The organism is Mycobacterium sp. OAE908 (genome assembly GCF_017872775.1).
GTDB lineage: Bacteria > Actinomycetota > Actinomycetes > Mycobacteriales > Mycobacteriaceae > Mycobacterium.
On the sequence record NZ_JAGGJL010000001.1, the window covers coordinates 1,916,642 to 1,939,268 of the forward strand.

The 22,627-nt window shown below is 67.3% G+C and carries 19 protein-coding genes; 9 read left to right on the plus strand and 10 right to left on the minus strand.

Translation table 11 applies throughout. From position 1 onward, the window contains the following. The first annotated feature begins 59 nt into the window (after positions 1-59). Entirely contained in the window at positions 60-3,371 is a 3,312-nt protein-coding gene (locus tag J3E61_RS09455) for an AAA family ATPase (protein WP_210083375.1), read from the plus strand. Here J3E61_RS09455 and J3E61_RS09460 read toward each other — a convergent pair. Beyond that, on the minus strand, positions 3,366-3,854 hold the full coding sequence (locus J3E61_RS09460; RefSeq protein WP_210083376.1) for a pullulanase: 489 nt from the start codon (positions 3,852-3,854) through the stop codon (positions 3,366-3,368). The genes J3E61_RS09455 and J3E61_RS09460 overlap by 6 nt on opposite strands. Before the next feature lie 172 nt (positions 3,855-4,026). Further along, on the minus strand, positions 4,027-5,463 hold the full coding sequence (locus J3E61_RS09465) for a CCA tRNA nucleotidyltransferase (RefSeq protein ID WP_192724958.1): 1,437 nt from the start codon (positions 5,461-5,463) through the stop codon (positions 4,027-4,029). Between the two features lie 85 nt (positions 5,464-5,548). On the opposite strand from J3E61_RS09465, the gene J3E61_RS09470 reads away from it, so the two are divergent. The 8 genes from J3E61_RS09470 to J3E61_RS09505 all read left to right on the plus strand — a co-directional run bounded on the left by J3E61_RS09470 (position 5,549) and on the right by J3E61_RS09505 (position 16,566). Further along, a complete protein-coding gene (locus J3E61_RS09470; protein WP_192724959.1) occupies positions 5,549-6,307 on the plus strand; it encodes an NUDIX domain-containing protein in 759 nt (252 codons plus the stop codon). Positions 6,308-6,321: 14 nt separating this feature from the next. Next, positions 6,322-8,712 carry a hypothetical protein gene (locus tag J3E61_RS09475; protein WP_210085493.1) on the plus strand — a complete coding sequence of 797 codons (2,391 nt, stop codon included), beginning with the start codon at positions 6,322-6,324 and terminating at the stop codon, positions 8,710-8,712. Next, positions 8,709-12,386, plus strand: a complete 3,678-nt coding sequence (gene murJ, locus J3E61_RS09480; RefSeq protein WP_210083377.1) for a murein biosynthesis integral membrane protein MurJ — start codon at positions 8,709-8,711, stop codon at positions 12,384-12,386. Before J3E61_RS09475 ends, murJ begins: the two co-directional genes overlap by 4 nt. A 69-nt stretch (positions 12,387-12,455) precedes the next feature. Next, positions 12,456-13,046, plus strand: coding sequence for an RNA polymerase sigma factor SigM (gene sigM / locus J3E61_RS09485; protein ID WP_210083378.1), 591 nt, complete (start codon positions 12,456-12,458; stop codon positions 13,044-13,046). 57 nt (positions 13,047-13,103) lie between these two features. Continuing rightward, positions 13,104-13,826: a hypothetical protein gene (locus J3E61_RS09490; RefSeq protein WP_210085494.1), complete on the plus strand. Its 723-nt coding sequence runs from the start codon at positions 13,104-13,106 to the stop codon at positions 13,824-13,826. A gap of 82 nt (positions 13,827-13,908) precedes the next feature. After that, the gene (gene trxB, locus J3E61_RS09495; protein ID WP_192724962.1) at positions 13,909-14,889 is read left to right on the plus strand and encodes a thioredoxin-disulfide reductase; all 981 of its coding nucleotides are present in this window, start codon (positions 13,909-13,911) and stop codon (positions 14,887-14,889) included. Further along, positions 14,886-15,221 carry a thioredoxin gene (gene trxA / locus J3E61_RS09500; RefSeq protein WP_210083379.1) on the plus strand — a complete coding sequence of 112 codons (336 nt, stop codon included), beginning with the start codon at positions 14,886-14,888 and terminating at the stop codon, positions 15,219-15,221. The genes trxB and trxA overlap by 4 nt, the downstream gene beginning before the upstream one ends. 112 nt (positions 15,222-15,333) lie before the next feature. Further along, entirely contained in the window at positions 15,334-16,566 is a 1,233-nt protein-coding gene (locus J3E61_RS09505) for a peptidoglycan-binding protein (RefSeq protein ID WP_192724964.1), read from the plus strand. Positions 16,567-16,570: 4 nt separating this feature from the next. Here J3E61_RS09505 and J3E61_RS09510 read toward each other — a convergent pair whose 3' ends face one another. The 8 genes from J3E61_RS09510 to J3E61_RS09545 all read right to left on the minus strand — a co-directional run bounded on the left by J3E61_RS09510 (position 16,571) and on the right by J3E61_RS09545 (position 22,609). Then, entirely contained in the window at positions 16,571-17,332 is a 762-nt protein-coding gene (locus J3E61_RS09510) for an acetyltransferase (protein WP_210083380.1), read from the minus strand. Between the two features lie 217 nt (positions 17,333-17,549). Further along, positions 17,550-18,542: a ParB/RepB/Spo0J family partition protein gene (locus J3E61_RS09515; protein WP_210083381.1), complete on the minus strand. Its 993-nt coding sequence runs from the start codon at positions 18,540-18,542 to the stop codon at positions 17,550-17,552. 29 nt (positions 18,543-18,571) lie between these two features. After that, entirely contained in the window at positions 18,572-19,531 is a 960-nt protein-coding gene (locus tag J3E61_RS09520) for a ParA family protein (protein WP_210083382.1), read from the minus strand. Continuing rightward, complete coding sequence (gene rsmG, locus J3E61_RS09525; RefSeq protein ID WP_210083383.1) at positions 19,528-20,220, minus strand: 16S rRNA (guanine(527)-N(7))-methyltransferase RsmG; 693 nt, start codon at positions 20,218-20,220, stop codon at positions 19,528-19,530. Before rsmG ends, J3E61_RS09520 begins: the two co-directional genes overlap by 4 nt. 70 nt (positions 20,221-20,290) lie before the next feature. Continuing rightward, a complete protein-coding gene (locus J3E61_RS09530) occupies positions 20,291-20,842 on the minus strand; it encodes a single-stranded DNA-binding protein (RefSeq protein ID WP_210085495.1) in 552 nt (183 codons plus the stop codon). Between the two features lie 39 nt (positions 20,843-20,881). Then, a complete protein-coding gene (yidC, locus tag J3E61_RS09535) occupies positions 20,882-21,961 on the minus strand; it encodes a membrane protein insertase YidC (RefSeq protein WP_210083384.1) in 1,080 nt (359 codons plus the stop codon). Further along, a complete protein-coding gene (yidD, locus tag J3E61_RS09540) occupies positions 21,954-22,247 on the minus strand; it encodes a membrane protein insertion efficiency factor YidD (protein ID WP_210083385.1) in 294 nt (97 codons plus the stop codon). Before yidD ends, yidC begins: the two co-directional genes overlap by 8 nt. Then, a complete protein-coding gene (locus tag J3E61_RS09545) occupies positions 22,244-22,609 on the minus strand; it encodes a ribonuclease P protein component (protein ID WP_210083386.1) in 366 nt (121 codons plus the stop codon). Before J3E61_RS09545 ends, yidD begins: the two co-directional genes overlap by 4 nt. Positions 22,610-22,627 lie beyond the last annotated feature (18 nt).

Consider the following 22,627-nt stretch of genomic DNA (forward strand, 5'->3'; position numbering starts at 1 on the left):
TACGCCCCTCGGTTTTGCCGCACCATTGACCTGACGCTTCATCTGGAGCGGGGGGACAGATGGACTTCTATGCGGTGCTCGACGAAATGGTTGAGCTTCTGCGCACTCGCGGCCGGGTGTCCTATCACGCGCTGAAGGAACACTTCGGCCTGGACGACGCACGCTTGGACGCGCTGCGCACCGAATTGCTGTACTCACATCCCGACACCGTCAGCGAGGACGGCCACGGCCTGGTGTGGGGAGCTGGTCATCGCGGCGAGCGACGCCAGTTGACGATGTTCTTCTGCGACCTCGTCGGGTCGACGATCCTGGCCAGCCAGTTCGACCCCGAGGAGTGGCGCGATGTCATGGGCGCCTACTACGACGCGTGCGCGAAGGTGATCGCCCGCTTCGACGGCCACATCGCCCAGTACCTCGGTGACGGCCTGCTGGTGTACTTCGGCTATCCGCGCGCGCATGAAGACGACGCGCAGCGCGCTGTTCGCGCCGGGCTCGGCATCATCGAGGCGGTCGGGCAACCCAACTCCGGATTGTCCGAGAAACACGGGGTGTCCCTCGCTGTCCGGCTGGGATGCCATACCGGGCTGGTCGTCGTCGGTGACGAAGTCGGCAAGACGGGGCACGACGACATGGTGCTTGGCGATACGCCGAACATCGCGGCCCGGCTGCAGGGCGTAGCGATGCCAAACACGTTGGTAATCGGAGCCTTAACGCATCAACTCCTTGGCGGGCTGTTCGAATGCGAGTCGATCGGCACGCCGGCGCTCAAAGGTGTGTCAACTCCACTCGAGGTCTACCGGGTGTTGTATGAAAGCACCGCCCAAACTCGGTTGGAGGCGCTGGCGAGCACCGGGCTCACTCCGCTTGTCGGGCGCGACGATGAGCTGCTGCAGCTCGAGACGGCCTGGCGAAGAGTTGTCGGCGGGCGGGGCGAAGTGCTCCTTGTCACCGGTGAGGCCGGGATCGGCAAGTCGAGGTTGGTGAAGGCACTGATCGACCACGCCTCCGATCGGCAAGCCTGGTTCACACATCTTCAGTGTTCGCCGTACTACCAACACACCGCGTTCTACCCGCTGATCGATCTGCTCGAGCGAGTTGTCTTGCGGTTCGAGCGAGAGGACTCGCAGGCGCAGAAGCTGTCGAAGCTGGAAGGGTTCCTTGTCGAAACCGGACTTCCGTTGACCGACTCCGTGTCGCTGTTCGCCACACTGCTGTCGATTCCGCTTGAGGCTGAGCGTGTTTCGCCCGAGCTGACCGCCGAGCAGCAGAAGCAGGAGACCATGCGCGCGCTCATGACGATCCCGTTCCGCAGGGCGGAGAAACAGCCGGTGATGCTCATCGTTGAGGATCTGCACTGGATCGATCCGACCACGCTGGAGTATCTGAACCTACTGGTGGAAAGCGTCCACACCGCACCAATCCTGGCAGTGTTCACCTGCCGGCCCGACTTCCGGTCACCGTGGTCCGACGGTGTCAGCGTCCTCGACCTCAACCGCTTGCCCACTGACGCTGCCACCGAGTTGGCTCAGCAAGTCGCGCACGGCAAATCATTGCCACCGCAGGTGCTTTCGGAAGTCCTTTCGAAGACCGATGGCGTTCCACTGTTCATCGAGGAACTGACCAAGATGCTGCTGGAATCGGGGCTGCTGGAAGAGCACCTCGATCGATACGCCCTGGCGGGCCCGCTGCCCCCACTCGCCATCCCCAACACCCTTCAGGATTCATTGATGGCGCGGCTGGATCGACTGGCTCCGGTCAAAGGGCTGGCACAACTCGGTGCGACGCTGGGCCGCGAATTCAGTTATCAACTGCTACAAGCGGTTTCACCGTGGGATGACGCTACCCTTGAACACGGGCTCGACCAACTCATCGCGTCGGAATTCCTGTACGCGGCGGGGGCCCCGCCGCACGTGACGTACCGCTTCAAGCACGCGCTTGTCCAGGAATCGGCCTATCAATCGTTGTTGAAAAGCACCCGGCAGCAGTATCACCAACGCATCGCGCAAACGCTCGAGTCCGGATTTCCGGACACCGTCGCCACCAGGCCCGAGTTATTGGCGCACCACTTCACGGAGGCCGGCTTGACCGAGCAGGCAATCCTGTATTGGCAGACGGCTGGCCGGCGAGCACTGCAACGCTCCGCCAACCGAGAAGCGGCCAGTCACGCGGCCCGCGGCTTGGAGTTGCTCAGCACACTGCCTGAGACCTCCGAGCGCGCTCACCACGAGCTTTCCCTACAACTCACATTGGGCGGCGCCTCAGGCTTTGTGACCGGCCCACAATCGGTCGAGGACGTCTACGCTCGCGCCTGCGAGCTGGCGCGGCAGGTGGGTGGGACGCAGGAACTATTCCCCGCGCTTTCCGGCCTGGCGCACTCCAAGATGGTGCTCGGACACATGCATGAAGCGCGGATACTGTCAGAGGAATTCTTGGAGCTAGCCAGGCGACAGGATGATCCGCCCATCCTGGCGGTCGGGCATTCGATGCTCGCGTACACCGCATGGTGGCAGGGAGATTTTGTTGACGTGCGGGACCATAGCCGTCAGTCCTTGGCGTTATACAACGCGCAGCAGCATGGCACCGGTGCTGTGCCGTATGACCAGGACCACGGCATCGTTTCCGGATATCTCACCGCCCTCAGCAACTGGATGTTGGGATACCCGACTCAGGCGGTCCAGGCGATGGAAAACACTCTCGCCCACGCCCGTGAGCTCGGCAGTCCCAATAGCGTCGGAATTTCGCTCCTGTTCCTCGCTCAACTGTCTCAGCTTCGCCGTGAACCCGAGCCCGCCACAACGCGCGCCGAAGAGGCTCTGGCAGTGGCTGCTGACCATGGCTTACCGGCACTGGAACTGTGGTGTCTTTTGCCGAGGGGATGGGCCAGGGCTCATCGAGGCGATGTCCCTGCGGGAATCGCTGATATCCGTGAGTCAATGCAGCGCCGACGGTCGGTAGGCATGGGAGCGGTGTGGCCTTGGTATTTCGCAGTGCTGGCTGAAGTACAAGGCTTGGCGGGGCAGGTCGAGGACGGGCTGTCGTCGCTGGAAGAGGCGCTTGGTTGGGTGGAGCGGAACGACGAGCGTCTCTACGAGGCTGAGGTGCATCGGATTTGGGGCGAACTGCTACTTTCGCGGGACATCCCGGACCCGCAACAGGCGGAGAGCTGTTTTCAGCAGGCGCTGATGGTTGCGCGTAAGCAGCAAGCCAAGTCGTGGGAGCTGCGCGCGGCGACGAGCACGGCCCGAATGTGGTTGCAGCAGAACCGGATCGACGAAGCCCGGCGGCTGCTTGCGCCCGTCTACGACTGGTTCACCGAAGGCTTCGACACGGCCGACCTGGTCGAGGCCAAGGCGCTGCTCGACCAGCTATAGCTGGCTGGCGGCGTCGGCCTTGCCGTCGGCATCCGAGTCGGCGAGCTTGACGTCCCACGTGCCGTCGCCGTCGGTGTCGACGTAGGCCACGTCACCGGATAGCGCGCGATCGGCCAGCCCATTGCCGTCGGCGTCGGTCAGCCGGTCGTCAGCCTGCCCGTCGCCGTCCAGATCGACGACCGGCCCACCGGTGTGCTCGATGCCATCGAGGCCGAACCATCGCAATTGCCCGCCCCGGTCGACACTGACCGCCCACGTGCCCGTGCCGTCGTCGCTGAAGAACGCCGGCTCCGACGCCTGGTCGCGGACCATCTGATCGGCCAAGCCATCGCCGTCGGTGTCGGCCATCGCGTCGTCGACAAGACCGTCGCCGTCGAAATCCAGCCCGACGGCGTCCAGCGTGCCGTCGCCGTCCACATCAATGTTCGGGTCTGCGGTCCACATCGTCGCCGAGCCATCGGTATCGCCAAGGCAGTACTCCATGGCGGGTTAGACGCACCGCCGGCCAGCCGGGTTCCGAGAGTTGCACCTCGCGCAGTTGCTATGGCCTATTTCGACGTCAGGGCTGTTGATGAACCGTGTGGAGGACAAATCCACGACCCTGGTGTCGATTTCGGCCATAGCACTGGATTAGCGTCCGTGGCCTGACACACTCCTAGCCCCTCGCGTTCCACCATTTGGTCAGCTCGTCGACCGCTTCGTCGTGATCCAGGGGCCCGCGATCGAGGCGCAATTCCTTGAGATAGCGCCACGCCTCCCCCACTTCGGGGCCGGCCGGGATGTTGAGGATCTTCATGATCTCGTTGCCGTCGAGGTCGGGTCGCACCCGCGCGAGGTCCTCCTTGGCGGCCAACTCGTCGATGCGGTGCTCGAGATCGTCGTAGTTGGCCTGCAGCCTGGCCGCCCGGCGCTTGTTGCGGGTGGTGCAGTCAGCGCGCACCAGCTTGTGCAGCCGTCCCAGCAGCGGCCCCGCATCGGTGACATACCGGCGCACCGCCGAGTCCGTCCACTTGCCGTCGCCGTAGCCGTGGAACCGGAGATGCAGGTACACCAACTGTGAAACGTCGTCGATCATCTGCTTGGAGTAGCGCAGCGCCCGCATTCGCTTGCGGACCATCTTGGCGCCGACGACCTCGTGGTGATGGAAGCTGACGCCGCCGTCGCGCTCATGCTTGCGGGTGGCCGGCTTGCCGATGTCATGCAGCAGCGCCGCCCAGCGCAGCACCAGATCGGGCCCGTCGTCCTCCAGCCCGATGGCCTGCTTGAGCACCGTCAGCGAATGCCAGTACACGTCCTTGTGCTGGTGGTGTTCGTCGATGGCCATCCGCATCGCACCGACCTCCGGCAGCACCACGTCGCCGAGGCCGGTCTGCACCATCAGATCGATGCCTGCGACCGGGTCCTTGCCCAGCAGCAGCTTGTCCAGTTCGGCCGCGACCCGCTCGGCCGTGATGCGCCCCAGTTGCGGCGCCATCTCCAGCAGCGCCGTCAGCACCCGTGGTGCGACGGTGAACTCGAGCTGCGAAACGAACCGCGCCGCCCGCAGCATGCGCAGCGGGTCGTCGCCGAACGAAACCTCCGGCGCCGCCGGTGTATCGAGCACCCGCGCCCGCAGCGCCGCCAAACCCCCTAGGGGATCGAGGAATTCGCCGGGCCCGTCCGCGGTGATGCGCACGGCCATGGCGTTGACGGTGAAGTCACGACGCACCAGATCGTCATCGAGGCGGTCCCCGAAGCGCACCTCCGGATTGCGCGAGACCTGATCGTAGGTGTCGGCGCGGAAGGTGGTGATCTCCAGGCGGTCGTCGCCCTTACCGACGCCGAGCGTGCCGAATTCGATGCCGGTGTCCCACACCGCGTCGGCCCACGGCCGCAGCATCTTCTGCATCTGGTCGGGCCGCGCGTCGGTGGTGAAATCCAGGTCGGTGCCCAAGCGACCCAGCAGCGCGTCGCGCACACTGCCGCCGACCAGGTACAGCTCGTGGCCTGCGTCAGCGAATAGCTGCCCCAGCTCGGCCAGGACCGGGCCGTGCTGGTTCAGCGCCACTGCGGCGCGGGCCAGCAGTTCGGCATCAGCAGCAGATTCGGGCACGTTCGATAACCCTAATGTGCAACGGGCCGGTCACGACCGGTGAGTGCGGCGGGAGCGAATGAACGTGGCAGCTACCATCGCTTAGGTGTCGGACGGCGAGAAGGCCAAACCACGACGGCGCCGGGGGAGGCGCCGCGGCCGACGCGCTGCCGGTCCGCCCGAATCGACCGAACACCGCAACAACAATCCGCTGCCCACCCCCAAAGACCAGTCGAATGGTCAGGCCAAGCCGCAGCAGGCCCGCCCCCGCAGGCCCGCAGACCGGCTGCGCACCGTGCACGAAACCTCCGCGGGCGGGCTGGTCATCGATGGCATCGACGGACCCAAGGAAACGCAGGTCGCGGCCCTGATCGGGCGTATCGACCGGCGCGGGCGGATGCTGTGGTCGCTGCCGAAGGGCCACATCGAACTCGGTGAGACCGCCGAGCAGACCGCGATCCGCGAAGTCGCCGAAGAGACGGGTATCCAGGGCAGCGTTCTGGCCGCCTTGGGCAGCATCGACTACTGGTTCGTGACCGAGGGCAGGCGCGTGCACAAGACCGTGCACCACTATTTGATGCGGTTCCTCGGCGGCGAGCTCTCCGACGAAGACCTCGAAGTCAGCGAGGTGGCGTGGGTGCCGCTCAAGGAGCTGCCGTCGCGGCTGGCATATGCCGACGAACGCCGGCTCGCCGAGGTCGCCGGTGAGCTGATCGACAAGCTGCACTCGGACGGCCCAGCGGCGCTGCCGCCGCTGCCGCGGAGCTCGCCGCGCAGGCGCGCCCAGACGCACTCGCACACCCGCAACCGCCGTCCCGACGAACAGCCATCTCGCCGGACGAACGGGTGCGGACAAGGGCCGTGACCCTACCCGCGGCGATGCCGCGAGTGCTGGCGCGGCTGCTGGCCGCCCTCGCGCTGATGACGATCATCGCCGCCCCCGTCGCGCTCCCCCACGCCGCCGCGGGTGAGCCGGGCGCCGTTCCGTTCCTGCAGGTGCGCATCGACCGCATCACCCCCGACGTGGTGACCACCACCAGCGAGCCGGTCGTCACCGTCAGCGGAACGATCGCCAACGTCGGCGACCGGCCGGTGCGCGACGTGATGGTCCGCCTCGAACACGCGTCGGCTGTCACTTCGTCGGCCGGGCTGCGCACCAACCTCACCGGCAACGTCGACCAATACGAGGCTGTCGCCGATTTCATCACGCTGGCCCCGGAATTGCTTCGCGGACAAGAAGTTCCGTTCAATCTGTCCTACCCGCTGCGGTCGGCGGAACTGCCGTCGCTGCACATCGACCAGCCCGGCGTGTACCCGATCATGGTCAACGTCAACGGCACACCGGATTACGGCGCACCGGCCCGCCTCGACGACGCCCGCTTCCTGCTTCCAGTGCTCGGGGTGCCGCCCGAACCCGCGGCCGACTCCGCTGTGGACACGCTGACGTCGGTGGTACCACCCGACACCTCCAAACCTGTTCGGCTGACCATGCTGTGGCCACTTGCCGATCGGCCACGACTAGCGGCAGGCGCACCGGGCGGGACGACACCCGTCCGGTTGATCGACGACGACCTGGCGACCTCGCTCGCGCCCGGCGGCCGGCTCGACACCCTGTTGTCGGCGATCGACTTCGCGACCAGCCCGCCGGTAGACCCCGGCGGCGAGGTGCGCAACGCGACGTGCCTGGCCGTCGACCCCGACCTGCTGGTCACCGTCAACGCGATGACCGGCGGCTACGTCGTCAACGACGCCCCCGACGCGGGCCCCGGCACACCAACGCATCCAGGCGCCGGCAAGGACACCGCGGTCGCCTGGCTCAACCGACTCAAGGGTCTGGCGCAGCGGATGTGCGTGGCCCCGACGACCTATTCGCAGGCCGACCTCGATGCACTGCAACGCGTCGGCGACAAGGGGCTGAGCGCGATCGCCACCAAGAGCGCCGCCGACATCGTCGACCAGATCCTCGGGGTGACGTCGACGCGGGGGGCCACGCTCGTCGGCGACGGTCCGCTGACTGCGCCCACGGTCGAGCTGCTGTCGGTGCAGGGCCCGACGGTAGCGATCGCCGCCGCCAACAGCGCCGCGCAGGACTCGGCCACGGGCGAGGCTGCGACGGCAGATGTGCGACCGGTCAGGTACACGACGGAAGTGGCGGCCACGCCGTTCGACCCGGCCGTCGGCGCCGCGCTTGCCGGCGCGGGCACCGAGCCTGCTTCGCCGTCGTATCTCGACCCGTCGCTGGACATTCCGGTCAAACACGACTCGCAGGTGGCGCGGCGCCAGGATGCCATCGGCTCGCTGCTGTGGCGCGGCCTGCACCCGGACACCGAGCCGCGCACCCAGATCCTCTCGCCGCCGCTGGCCTGGAACCTGGCGCCCGACGACGCGCAGGCGATCCTGACCGCGGTGGCATCGACCATCCACGCCGGCCTGGCCGTGGCGCGGCCGCTTCCTGCGGTGATCGCCGAGGCCAACGCGATCCCCGCCCAGGACCTCACGTCGCCTCCCGAGGAAGCTCTGGGGAATCCGCGCGGCCGGTTCAACGACGGCGTGGTATCCGGTATCGCGGCGACGACAGCGCGGCTCTGGGGGCTGTCGGGCGTGCTGGCCACCGACGACCGCACCGGCCTGACCGGTGCCCAGTACACCGCGCCGCTGCGCGAGGACATGCTTCGCGCGCTGAGCCAGACGGTGCCGCCGGACGCCCGTAACGGCCTGGCCCAGCAGCGGCTGACCACCGTCGGACACACCGTGGACGACCTGTTCGGGGCCGTCACCATCGTCAACCCCGGCGGCTCCTACACGCTGGCCACCGAGCACAGCCCGCTGCCGTTGGCGCTGCGCAACGACCTTCCCGTGCCGATCCGGGTGCGGCTGCAGATCGCCGCGCCGCCGGGCATGACGGTGACCGACATGGGCGAGATCGTGCTGCCCCCCGGTTATCTGCCGCTCAAAGTGCCGATCGAGGTGCACTTCACGCAGCGGGTGGCCGTCGACGTGGCGTTGCACACCGCCGACGGTCTGCCGCTCGGCGAACCGGTACGGCTCTCGGTGCATTCCAACGCCTACGGCAAGGTGCTGTTCTTCATCACGCTGACCGGCGGTGTGGTGTTGGCGCTGCTCGTCGGTCGACGACTGTGGCACCGCTTCCGCGGCGAACCCGACCCGGCCGATCTGGACCGGCCCGACCCGATAGACGTCGCGATCGCCTATGCGAAGGATGTCGACGAGTCGCCGCGCGCGATGAGCCGCAGCAGCGAGGACGGATGACCGCCGCCGGCGGCCCGCCGCCGCAGCCGCCGCCCGTCAACCGCGTGCCGCCGCGCCGCTACCCACCGCGGACTCCGAACTACCCGCCCGCCGGCAGGACACCGCCGCCGCGGCTGCCCCGCGGCCCGGCTCCGCGACGGCGGGCCGGCCGCCCTGAACTCTCCGACGCCGCGGTGGTGTCGCGGTCGTGGGGCATGGCATTCGCGACGCTGATCAGCCGGATCACCGGCTTCACCCGCATCGTGCTGTTGGCCGCGATCCTCGGCGCCGCGCTGTCGTCGGCGTTCTCGGTGGCCAACCAGCTGCCGAACCTGATCGCCGCGCTGGTCCTAGAGGCGACGTTCACCGCGATCTTCGTCCCGGTGCTGGCGCGCGCCGAGCGCGACGACCCCGACGGCGGCACCGCGTTCGTCCGTCGGCTCGTCACGCTGGCCACCGCGCTGCTCGTCGTGGTCACCCTGCTGTCGGTGGCCGCCGCTCCCCTGCTCGTTCGGCTGATGCTGGGCAGCGACCCTCAGGTCAACCGAGCACTCACCACAGCTTTCGCGTATCTGCTGTTACCGCAGGTGTTGTTCTACGGCCTGTCGTCGGTCTTCATGGCGATCCTCAACACCCGCAACGTGTTTGGGCCACCCGCGTGGGCACCCGTAGTCAACAACATCGTCGCCATCGCCACGTTGGTCTTGTATCTCATTGTGCCGGGCGAACTTTCGATCGACCCCGTGGAAATGGGCAACGCCAAGCTGCTCGTGCTCGGCATCGGAACGACGCTCGGCGTCTTCGCGCAGACGGCTGTGCTGCTGGTCGCGATTCGAAAGGAGCGCATCAGCCTTCGCCCGCTGTGGGGCATCGACGACAGGCTCAAGAAGTTCGGCGCGATGGCCGCGGCCATGGTGCTGTACGTGTTGATCAGCCAGATCGGTTTGATCGTCGGCAACCGGATCGCCAGCGGCGCAGCAGCTTCCGGCCCCGCGATCTACAACTACACCTGGCTGGTGCTGATGCTGCCGTTCGGCATGATCGGCGTGACGGTGTTGACCGTCGTGATGCCGCGGCTCAGCCGCAACGCCGCCGCCGACGATGTCCCCGCGGTCCTCGCCGACCTGTCGCTGGCCACCCGGCTGACGATGGTGACACTGATCCCGATCGTCGCGATGATGACCGTCGGCGGGCCGGCGATCGGTAGCGCGCTGTTCGCCTACGGCAATTTCGGGGAAACCGACGCGGGCTATCTCGGCATGGCCATCACCTTGTCGGCATTCACGTTGATCCCGTATGCCCTTGTGCTGCTTGTACTTCGGGTGTTCTATGCCCGCGAGCAGCCGTGGACCCCGATCCTGCTGATCGTCGTGATCACGATCGTCAAGGTCGCCGCGTCGCTGGCGGCGCCGTATCTGACCGATGACCCGGAACTGGTTGCCGGTTACCTCGGGCTGGCCAACGGTCTTGGGTTCCTGGCCGGCGCGACCGTCGGCTACTTCCTGCTGCGCACCAACCTGAACCCACCCGACGGGCGGCTGATCAGCCTGCCGGTGGTGCGCACCATCCTCGTCACGATCGCGGCATCGCTGATCGCCGGGCTCGTCGCGAACGTCGTCGATCAGCTCTTCGGGCTGGAAGCACTGACCCGCAATTGGGGCGGCGCGGGTTCACTGCTGCGGCTGCTGGTGCTCGGGTTGATCATGGTGCCGATCATCGGCGGGGTGCTGGTGGCCGCCCGGGTGCCCGACGCGCAGGCCGCTGTGGCTGCCATCCGACGCCGTCTCGGCAGGGGCAAACGGGTAGCCGTACCGCCGTCGGCCCCCTCCGACCGGCCACGCCCGGGTGGCCCCCTCACGTACGCTGATCAGAGGAATTCGCTCGCGACACGCCATCGTCAATTCCCGGCGGCGGCCCGGCGCGGGCCTCCGGCCAGCGTTGCCGGTGACTGGATGCGGAAGGGACCAGCGGTGACCGACGACCAAGCGACCGGCGCCGCCCCCGCCCCCGACGGCACCGCCACGACCAAGCTTCCCCGCCCGTCGGCTGATGACTTCGCACCCGACGTTCCCGCCGAGCCCGTCGACCCCGCCAACGGCACGTCGCCGATGCCGGTGTCCGGCCGCCCGCCTGCCGACTACGGCGGCGACCCCACGCGCGAACCGGTGGGCCTGGCGCCGCCGCGTGAGCCCGCGATCGAGTCGGCCACCGCCGACGAGGATGTGCACCTGATTCCCGGGGCCAGCATCGGCGGCGGCCGATACCGGCTGCTGGTCTTCCACGGCGGCCCGCCGAACCTGCAGTTCTGGCAGGCGCTCGACACCGCGCTCGACCGGCAGGTCGCGCTGACGTTCGTCGACCCGGATGCTGCGCTGCCCGACGAGCAGGTGCAGGAGATCCTGGCCCGCACGCTCAAGTTGAGCCGCCTCGACATGCCCGGCGTCGCCAGGGTGCTCGACGTCGCCAGCACCGGCTCCGGCGGGCTGGTGGTTTCGGAGTGGATCCGCGGTGGCTCGCTGGCCGAAGTGGCCGAGACGTCTCCGTCGCCGATCGGCGGGGCGCGCGCCATCCAATCGCTGGCAGCGGCGGCAGAGGCCGCCCACCGCTCCGGCGTCGCGTTGTCGATCGACCATCCCAGCCGCGTGCGGGTCAGCATCGAGGGCGACGTCGCATTGGCGTTCCCGGCAACCATGCCCGACGCCACGCCAGAAGACGACATCCGGGGTATCGGCGCCGCGTTGTATGCGCTGCTGATCAACCGCTGGCCGCTCGCCGAGTCGGGGGTGCGCAGCGGTATGGCCGCCGCCGAGCTGGATCCCGCAGGCCAGCCGATCGAACCGCGAGCCGTCGATCGCGACATCCCGTTCCAGATCTCGGCTGCCGCGGCGCGCGCGGTGCAGGAGGGCGGCGGCATCCGCAGCGCCCCGACGCTGCTGAACCTGCTGCAGCAGGCCACCGCCGTCGCCGACCGCACCGAGTTGATCGAGCCGGTCGACCAGCCCCCCGTGCCGCCGCCGTCGCAGTTCCGCGATGGGCCCGCCAGCGATCCGGAGTCCGCGACCCGACGCCGCAAAGGGCTGATGGTCGGGCTCGGCGTCGGCGCCGTGATCATCGTCATCGCGCTGATCGTGCTGGCCTCTGTTCTGAAAGGGATCTTCGGAGACGTCGGCGGTGGTCTCGGCGGCGACCAGTTGGGGCTGAACGCTCCGACGACGTCAGCACAGGGCGCCGACAATTCGGCAGGCAAGGTCGTGAAACCCGTTCGCGTAACGGTGTTTTCACCCGAGGGGGAAGCCGACGCACCCGACGAGGCCGGCAAGGCCATCGACGGCAATCCCGCGACCGTGTGGCCCATCGACACGTACACGGATCCGGTTCCGTTCCCGAATTTCAAGAACGGCGTCGGGCTGATGCTGCAGTTGCCGCAGCCGACGAAGCTCGCCGAGGTCACCATCGACCTGAACAGCACCGGCACCGCGGTGCAGATCCGTGCGGCGCAGACGCCGACACCCGCGACGCTGGACGACACCACCGTGCTGGTGCCCGCCACCACGCTGAAGGCCGGCTCGAACACCATCAAGGTCGACAACCCGACGCCCACGTCGAACGTGCTGGTGTGGGTGTCGACGCTGGGCCAGGTCGACGGCAAGAGCCGCTCGGACATCGCAGAGGTCACGCTGAAGGCCGCCTCGTAAACGAGCGGCTATCCCCAGCGGCGCAAACTTGTGTAAAGACCTGCCTGGGAATCCGCTTAGTGTTCGCTTGTGGGGAGCTTCGAAGGAGTCGGCCGGTCGGATGCCGAGTTGCTGGCCGCTCACGTCGCCGGTGACCGGTACGCCTTCGAGGAGCTGTTCTACCGACACCAACGCCAGCTGTACCGGCTGGCGCAGATGTCCAGCCGCAGCCCCGAAGACGCCGCGGACGCCCTGCAGGATGCGATGCTCAAGGCGCATCGCAATGCGCCTGCCTTCCGCCATGACTCAGCGGTCAGCAGTTGGCTCTACCGCATCGTCGTCAACGCCTGCCTGGACCGGTTGCGCCGGCACATGCACAATCCCACCACCGCCCTTGACGACGACGCCTGTCACATCGGCGATCCGATGCCGCACGTCGACACCGCGATCGTCGTCGAGCGTGCCCTGATGCGGCTGCCGGTCGAACAACGCGCCGCGGTCGTCGCGGTCGACATGCAGGGCTACTCGGTGGCCGAGACCGCGCGGATGCTGGGCATCGCCGAGGGCACCGTGAAGAGCCGGTGCTCGCGGGCCAGGGCCAAGCTGGCCGAAGCGCTCGAACACTTCAACGCCGGCGCCGCGACACACAGCGGGAACCGTGATGTCGGGGGCAGCGTCTAACCGTCCGTGGTGGAGACTGGCTTGCGTCAGGGCATGGCACAACCGGCGGGGGCGGCGATGGACGACGGCGCGGGGCGCGAACCCGAGGCGATCACGCCCGAGCTGCTCGCCGACCTGCAGGCCGGCCTGCTCGACGACGCCACGGCCGCGGAGCTACGCCAGCGTGTGCGCACTGATCCCGACGCCGCAGCCACGCTCGCGGCGCTCGACCGGGTCCGCCGCGACCTCGCCGATCTCGGCGCCGACCAGTCCTCTGCGCCCGAGGTCCCCGCCGAAGTGAGCGCCCGCATCGGCGCCGCCCTGCGAGAGCAACGCCACGCCCCTGCACATTCGGCTCGGCACACGCCGCGGTGGCAGCTCGCTGCGCTCGTCACGGGCATCTGCGCAGCGGTCGTCGGCGCCGTCGTCGGCGGCCTGATGCTGACGCGCGACCCAGCGCCGAGATGGTCGATGGGACCGACCGCCGAGAGCATCACGGTCACGCGACAGGCCACCGAGCTGCCGCTGTCGAACCCGCAGATCGTCGGGCTGCTGTCGCAGCGCCCGGACTACGGCCCCCTGGCCGACCCCGCGCAGCGGGCCTCCTGCCTGTCCGCGCTCGGCTACTCGGGTGCGACCGCGGTGCTCGGCGCTCGGCCAGTCGACATGAACGGTCGGGCCGCGGTGCTGATCGTGTTGCCCGCAGACACCCCGCGAACAGTTCTCGCACTGGTCGTCGAGGCGGACTGCAATGCGGGTCACAGCGGGCTGCTCGCCAATACGTTGGTCGCTCGTCCGTAATCTGTCCTGCAGGCCACCGGGAACACCGGGGCATACCCTGGTGTTTGTATCCGTGCCGACGTGATACGGCAGAAAGGTTCGCATGACCTCCTCATCCACCGTTCATGACGTCATCATCATCGGCTCAGGCCCGGCCGGTTACACCGCCGCGGTGTACGCGGCCCGCGCACAGCTGAAGCCGTTGGTATTCGAGGGCACCCAATTCGGCGGCGCGCTGATGACCACCACCGAGGTCGAGAACTACCCCGGTTTCCGTGAGGGCATCACCGGCCCGGAGTTGATGGACGAGATGCGTGAGCAGGCGCTGCGCTTCGGCGCGGACCTGCGGATGGAGGACGTCGACGCCGTCTCACTCGAGGGGCCGGTCAAGTCGGTGACCGTCGGCGACGACACCTACCAGGCGCGTGCCGTCATCCTCGCGATGGGCGCCCAGGCCCGGCACCTCGGTGTGCCCGGCGAGGAGGCGCTGATCGGCATGGGCGTTTCCACCTGTGCGACGTGTGACGGCTTCTTCTTCCGCGACCAAGACATCGCCGTGGTCGGCGGCGGCGACTCCGCGATGGAGGAAGCGACCTTCCTCACCCGGTTCGCCCGCAGCGTCACGCTCATCCACCGCCGCGAGGAGTTCCGCGCCTCCAAGATCATGCTCGAGCGCGCCCGTGAGAACGAGAAGATCAGGTTCCTCACCAACACCCAGGTGACGTCGATCGAGGGCGATCCGAAGGTCACCGGTGTGCGGTTGCGCAACGCGGTCACCGGTGAAGAATCCGAACTCGCTGTGACCGGTGTGTTCGTCGCGATCGGCCATGACCCGCGGTCGGAGTTGGTGCGCGGCCAGGTCGATCTCGACGCCGAAGGCTATGTGCTGACCAAGGGCCGGACCACGAGCACGTCGGTGGACGGCGTTTTCGCCGCGGGCGACCTCGTCGACCACACCTACCGCCAAGCCATCACCGCGGCGGGTACCGGCTGTTCGGCGTCCATCGACGCCGAGCGCTGGTTGGCTGAAAACGCTTCCGCCACAACGGATGACAACACCGATCTGATTGGAGCCCAACGATGACCGAGAAGACTTCCGCGACCGTCGCCGTAACCGACGACTCGTTCTCCGACGACGTGCTGTCCAGCAGCACGCCGGTGCTGGTCGACTTCTGGGCCACCTGGTGCGGGCCATGCAAGATGGTCGCCCCCGTGCTCGAGGAGATCGCCAACGACAAGGCCGGCTCGCTCAAGGTGGCCAAGCTCGACGTCGACGCCAACCCCACCACCGCACGCGATTTTCAGGTCGTCTCGATCCCGACGATGATCCTGTTCAAGGACGGCGCCCCGGTGAAGCGGATCGTCGGCGCGAAAGGCAAGGCCGCGCTGCTGCGCGAGCTCGCTGACGTGGTCTAACGCCGCGATTAGCGGGCCTGACACCCGCCTGGGGTTTTCTCGAAAATGGGAACCGTCTGCGACAATGCTGCCTAGCCTGTCTTTGCTTCGTCAGCGTTTTTCGGGCTGACATATGCCGGCCCGCAGGGCAGCCGGGGAAGGGTCGAGTATGTCGAGTCTGCGTCACGGTGACCGCGGGGGTGCGGTCACCGAGATCCGGGCGGCACTGGCGGCGTTGGGCATGATCGACAACCCCGACGAGGACCTCACCACCGGTCGACACGTCGCTGTCGACGTATTCGACGACGAACTCGACCATGCGGTGCGCGCATTCCAGCAGCACCGCGGGCTGCTCGTCGACGGGATCGTCGGCGAGGCGACTTTCCGTGCGCTCAAAGAAGCGTCATACCGCTTGGGCGCCCGCACGCTCAACCATCAGTTCGGTGCGCCGATGTACGGCGATGACGTTGCGACGTTGCAGGCGCGGCTGCAGGACCTCGGCTTCTACACCGGGCTCGTCGACGGACACTTCGGCCTGCAGACCCACAACGCGCTGATGTCCTATCAGCGCGAGTACGGCCTCTACCCCGACGGCATCTGTGGCCCAGAAACGTTGCGCTCCTTGTACTTTCTGGGTTCGCGGGTCACCGGCGGCTCACCGCACGCGATTCGCGAAGAGGAGCTGGTTCGCCGCTCAGGGCCGCGGCTGTCGGGCAAGCGCATCATCATCGATCCGGGCCGCGGCGGTAGCGATCACGGCCTGATCATGAACGGTCCTGCCGGGCCGATCAGCGAGGCAGACATCCTGTGGGACTTGGCAAGTCGGCTCGAGGGCCGGATGACCGCGATCGGCATGGAGACGTTCTTGTCCCGCCCGGTGAACCGCGCACCCTCGGATGCCGAGCGAGCCGCGACGGCCAACACCGTCGGCGCCGACCTGATGATCAGCCTGCGCTGCGCGGCGCACGCCAGCCCGTCCGCCAACGGCGTCGCCTCGTTCCACTTCGGCAATTCGCACGGGTCAGTCTCCACCATCGGCCGCATGCTTTCCGATTTCATTCAGCGAGAAGTGGTGGCGCGCACCGGATTACGCGACTGTCGCACCCATGGCAGGACCTGGGATCTGCTGCGGCTGACCCGCATGCCCACCGTGCAGGTCGACGTCGGCTACATCACGAACCCCCACGACCGGGGCATGCTGGTCTCGGCGCAGGCTCGTGATTCGATCGCCGAGGGTGTGCTCGCCGCGGTCAAGCGGCTCTATCTCCTCGGCAAGAACGACCGACCAACGGGCACATTCACTTTCGCCGAGCTGTTGGCCCACGAATTGTCGGTCGAGCAGGCCGGCCGAGTCAGCCCGACCTAGTCGCCTACAGGCAGGGACCCGCGCCCGCGCCGACCGGCTGTTGGAGCTGAGCGCTTTCCAGTAGCCGCTCCAGCGCCGCCTCCACTTCGGCCTTCCATCCCAGCCCCTGCTCGAGTTCCAGTCGCAGGCGGGGGAAGTAGCGGTGCTGTGTGACGACGACAAAGCCGGCGTCCCGCAGCAGATCGACGTCGAGCATGCACTGGTCCACCGCGCAGTCGCCAAGTACCTCGACGACGGGCCGCAATTCGGGTGCCACCGCCATGGGGTCCTGCAGTTCGGTCACTTCGGCGGTACGCCCGAACGCTTCCAGCGCACGAACGCCGCGGCGGACAAGATCGCCGACCACCGATGCGATCAGATGCCGCGACAGTGCGTCGGCATCATGGCCGGACTCCACGCCGAGCGAGGTCAGCAACACGGCGTCGGCGCTCACCGGGCCGGTGGGGAAATGCCGCGCGCGGGGCACCGCCCCGGGTGGCGCGTAGAACGCGTAGCCAAGGCAGGGGTTGTCGCCGATGTCGAACGGCATCGCCGGGTCTTCCTCGATGTCCGCCTCGGAGTCGCGGCACTGCACTGCCATCTGACCACACGACCCCCACTCGAGCATGACCATCGACAGCCACGCTTCCTTCTCGAATTCGGGGTCACTGAGGTGGTCGTCGGCCCGCAGGGTCGCCGGATCCACCTCCCAGTACACGCAGCGGCGTGCGTGCTTGGGCAGCTGCTCGAATGCTTCGAGCCGTAGAGGCGTGATGCGCGCTGCCACTAAACTCCCCGAGTTCTGCGCGGTGCTGAAATGCCCGGCTGCCACTCCAGGATAGAAGCACCCGGCGCCGATGGCCCCTTTTCGTCGGGTTCGTTCATCGGCAAGGACCGCCGATACGAATCCCGTTGCTGCACATGGGTTTTCCTTTGCCGCAGTCGTGTGGACAGTCCGGGTGGCCGCTTCGTGTCACAGTGACGTAATTACGTCGTGTGGTAGGTCAGCCCTTGGTCGTGCTCATGAGTTCGACTATCCGTTGCAAGTCGTCGACCGAGCCGAACTCGACCACGATCTTGCCTTTTCGTTTGCCGAGGCTGACCGTCACTCGTGTGTCGAACGCCGTCGACAGCCGCTCAGCAACGTCCTGCAGCCCGGGCATGTGAATCGGCTTGCGGCGCGGAGCAGACGGGGCCGACGGGGTCTCGCGGTTCGCCAGCGTGACGGCCTCCTCGGTCGCGCGCACCGAAAGCCCCTCGGCGACGATGCGCGCCGCCAGTTCCTCCTGCTGCTCCGGCCCGCCTTCCAGCGCCAGCAGAGCGCGGGCGTGCCCGGCGGACAGCACGCCGGCTGCCACCCGCCGCTGTACGGCGATCGGCAACCGAAGCAGCCGGATCATGTTCGTGATCAGCGGGCGCGACCGGCCGATGCGGGCGGCCAGTTCATCGTGGGTGACTTCGAACTCGTCGAGCAGCTGTTGATAGGCCGCCGCCTCTTCAAGCGGGTTGAGTTGGACGCGGTGAATGTTCTCCAACAGCGCGTCGCGCAGCATGCTGTCGTCGGCGGTCTCGCGCACGATCGCCGGAATGGTGGCAAGACCGGCCTGCTGCGCTGCGCGCCAGCGCCGCTCCCCCATGACGAGCTGATACCGCGGAGCCCCCTGCGGAGTGCCCGGCACGGCACGCACGACGATCGGCTGCATGAGGCCGAACTCGCGAATTGAATGCACGAGTTCGGAGAGGGACTCCTCGTCGAATACCTGACGCGGCTGTTTGGGGTTGGGGTCGATAGTCGACGGATCGATCTCGCGGTAGGTGGCGCCGACGTCGGCGGCCGCGGTGTCGGTGACCGATGATCCGCCGATCACGACGTCGGCGGCGGCGTTGCCCATTCGCGAGCCAAAGGGGACCGCCGCTTCATCGTCGGCCGGGCCGGTGGGGATCAACGATGCCAGCCCCCTGCCGAGGCCGCTTCGCTTGTTCTTGGGTTGAGTCATTGGTGCTGTCTCCTGCTCGCGAAAACGGGTTATCGGCTTTGTCCTTGCGGCGCGCCTCGCTCGGCGAGTTCGCGGCTGGCATCGATATAGCTCATCGCGCCTCGCGAGCCGGGGTCGTAATCGAGGATCGTCATGCCGTAGCCGGGTGCTTCGGACACCTTGACGCTGCGCGGGATAACGGTCCGCAGCACCTTGTCCCCGAAGTGTGCCCGCACGTCGGCGGCGACTTGGTCGGCGAGCTTGGTGCGGCCGTCGTACATGGTGAGGATGACGGTGGTGACGTTCAGCTCCGGGTTGAGGTGCGCCTTGACCATTTCGATGTTGCGGAGCAGCTGCCCCACCCCCTCCAGCGCGTAGTACTCGCATTGGATCGGGATCAACACCTCGGGAGCGGCCACGAGCGCGTTGATGGTCAGCAAGCCAAGCGACGGCGGGCAGTCGATGAAGACGTAGTCGAAGTCGTAGTCCTTCAGCGCAGCGAGCGCGGTGCGTAGCCGTCCTTCGCGCGCCACCATGCTGACCAATTCAATCTCGGCGCCTGCGAGGTCGATGGTCGCCGGAACGCAGAACAGTCGCTCGCTGTGCGGGCTGCGCTGGATCGCGGTCTGCAGTGGGATCTCGCCGATCAACACCTCGTAGGACGACGGGGTGCCTTCGCGGTGTTCGATGCCGAGTGCGGTGCTGGCGTTGCCCTGCGGGTCGAGGTCGACCACGAGGATGCTCAGTCCCTGCAGCGCAAGCGCCGCGGCGACATTGACCGCCGTCGTCGTCTTGCCGACGCCGCCCTTCTGGTTGGCGATCGTAAAGACTCGCTGGCGCGCCGGCCGGGGTAGTCCGCCCTTCGCCGCGGCGTGCAGCAGCTTGACGGCGCGCTCTGCCTCGGCTCCGATCGGGGTATCGATTCCGGCTTGGTCGACCCACGATTCCCTCGGCGGCCCCTCCCATGTTTCACGTGAAACATCGGGATGTTGCGACTCCTCCGGAGTCATCCTCTTCTCCTGCCCGTTCGTGGCGGTCGGTCCGCCCCCCGAACCGTTCCCTCGTGCCGCGCCACGACCACGGTCACGGGTGGGTCCAAGAAGTCCGCGCCACATTTCATCACCCTTACATCGACCGCACCCAGCGTTGCCATCACACGCCGGTGCTCCCGGATCTCGTCTTCCGCACGTTCGCCCTTGATCGCCACCATCCGGCCATCCGGACGGAGCAGCGGCACGCTCCACTTCGTCAGCTTGTCCAGAGCCGCCACCGCTCTGGAGACAACCGCGTCCATCTCCCCCGCTTGCTGTCGCACGGACCGATCCTCGGCCCGGCCCCGAACGATCGCGATCTCGAGACCCAGATCGTCGGCCACCTCGCGCAGGAACTCACTGCGGCGAAGAAGTGGTTCGATGAGGGTGAGCCGAAGGTCGGGCCGGGCCAACGCCAACGGTATCCCGGGTAGCCCGGCTCCACTACCGATGTCGGCGATCCGCTCGTTCGGGTCGAGCAATTCGGCCACCGCCGCACTATTCAATATGTGACGGTCCCAGATGCGGTCGACTTCTCGGGGTCCTAGCAGGCCGCGCTCCACACCCGCGCCGGCCAAGATTTCGGCGTACCGCTGGGCGCGCGCCAACTCCGACCCGAAGAGGACCGCCGCGGCTTCCGGCGCCGCGGTCACCTCTACATGTTTCACGTGAAACATCCTCCGGATCTCGCGGGCCCAAACGGGGTGGCGCAGGAACTACATCCGTGTAACTCGCGCCTCAGTCGAGCAGCACAACCACGCGGCGCGAGGGCTCGACGCCCTCGCTTTCGCTGTGCACACCGTCGACGGCGGCGACCGCGTCGTGCACGATCTTCCGCTCGAACGGCGTCATCGGGGTCAGCTCTTCTCGCTCCCCCGACTCCAACACCCGACGGGCGACCTTCTCGCCAAGCGCGGCCAACTCGTCGCGGCGCCGCCGACGCCAGCGCGCGATGTCCAGCATCAGCCGGCTGCGCTCACCGGTCTTCTGGTGCACCGCCAACCGGGTCAGCTCCTGCAGCGCGTCGAGCACCTCGCCCTTGCGTCCCACCAACTTCGTCAGGTCACCACCGCCGTCGATGCTCACCACCGCGCGGTCGCCCTCGACATCCAGATCGATATCGCCGTCGAAGTCCAGCAGGTCCAACAACTCCTCGAGATAGTCGCCTGCGATCTCACCTTCGGCTACCAACCGCTCTTCGAGATCCTCTCCCGTTGCGGTCGAGGTTTCCGTGCCGTTGTCGTCGTCGGTCAACTCGTCGCTGCGTTCGGTCGTCTCGGCGTCCGTCATCACTGTCTCTCCCTCATCCACCACCGGATCGTGCTCCGGTCAACGTTTCCGCTTCTTGGGTCGCGCGCCAGGCCGCGGCGTCGCTCCCGGGCCCGGCGTCTCCGGCGCCGCCTTCCCGTCGATCACGGCGTCCGGCGAGTCCGTGACTTCCACACCGTCGCTGACCGCCGGCTCGCTCGGCGCGCTGTCAGGTTTCCGTTGTCGATCGGGTTTGGCGCCCGGCTTCGGCGCATTGGCCGCCCGTCTCTCCTGCGCCTCGAGCTTCTTGGCTTCTTCTTCCTTGGCGATGTTCCCGAAGACGTAGTGCTGCTGCGCGAACGTCCAGATGTTGTTCGAGAACCAGTACAAGATGATCGCGATCGGCAGGAACGGGCCGCCGACGACGACGCCGAGCGGGAACACGTACAGCGCGAGTTTGTTCATCATCGCGGTCTGCGGGTTGGCTGCCGCCTCAGGACTCTGGCGCGCCACCGAAGCCCGGCTGTTGAAGTACGTCGCGATGCCCGCGGCGATCATCAGCGGCAGGCTGACTGCCACCACCGCGCTCCTGCTGAATTCGGTGAACGCGTCCAGACCGGAAGACTGGATCATCGATGCGCCGATCGGGGCACCGAACAGGTTGGCGTCCAGGAAGTGCCCGACGTCGGTCGCGCTGAAGATGTAGTTGCCCGTCGCCCGGTTCTGCTCCACCGACAGATGCGGCCCGAAGCTGCCGCCCATGCCGCCCGTCACGGTCCGGTTGAACGAACGCAGCACGTGATACAGCCCGAGGAACACCGGGACTTGCGCGAAGATCGGCAGGCAGCCCATCAGCGGGTTGAACCCGTGCTCGCGCTGGAGCTTCTGCATTTCCAGCGCCATCCGCTGGCGGTCCTTGCCGTACTTCTTCTGCAGCGCCTTGATCTGTGGCTGCAACTCCTGCATCTGTCGCGTGGTGCGGATCTGCCTCACGAACGGCTTGTACAGAATCGCGCGCAGCGTGAAGACCAGGAACATCACCGACAGCGCCCATGCGAAGAAGTTCGACGGTCCGAGCACGAAGGCAAACGCCTTGTACCAAGCCCACATGATCGCCGACACGGGCCAGTAGATGAAGTCCAGGCTGAACCAATCAAACACGCGTTTCGCTCTTCCGTTGCTCCGCTGGGCTGTCCCAGAAGTCGTCGTGCTGCGAGTCGCCTCGGCGCTCGGGTATCGGATCCCATCCTCCCCGATGCCACGGGCCACACTTCAGCAGTCGCACCATGGCCAGCGTCCCGCCCCGTATCAACCCGTACTCACCCAGCGCGTCGACCGCGTACTGACTGCACGTCGGCGTGAACCGGCAGGTGGGCAACCGCATCGGCGAAATCATGTGGCGATACAGCTCGATGAAGAAGATCACTCCCCGCGCAGCGAAACTCATTGGCTCGACGCCTCACTGCGCGCACGTGCGCGGCGGATCGCCGTTCGCAGTTCCTGTTCCAGCCGCGCCGAGATCGCATGACTGCTGCCCGGCAACGCACGGATCACCACGCGGTCCGCCGGATCCAGTTCATTGAGCACGGTCCGCACGACGTGGCGCAGACGACGGGCGACCCGGTGTCGCTGCACCGCGCCGCCGACAGCTTTCGAAACGACCAATCCGATCAGCGGTCCATCCGCGGAGCCAACGTCGCCAGACCGCAGCGCGTGCACCACGAGATCGGGCTGCACCGCGCGCACCCCTTTACTGACGGTGGCACCGAAGTCTGTCGACCGCGTCATCCGGTACCGAGCCGGAAGCACCGCGCTAGACCTTGCGTC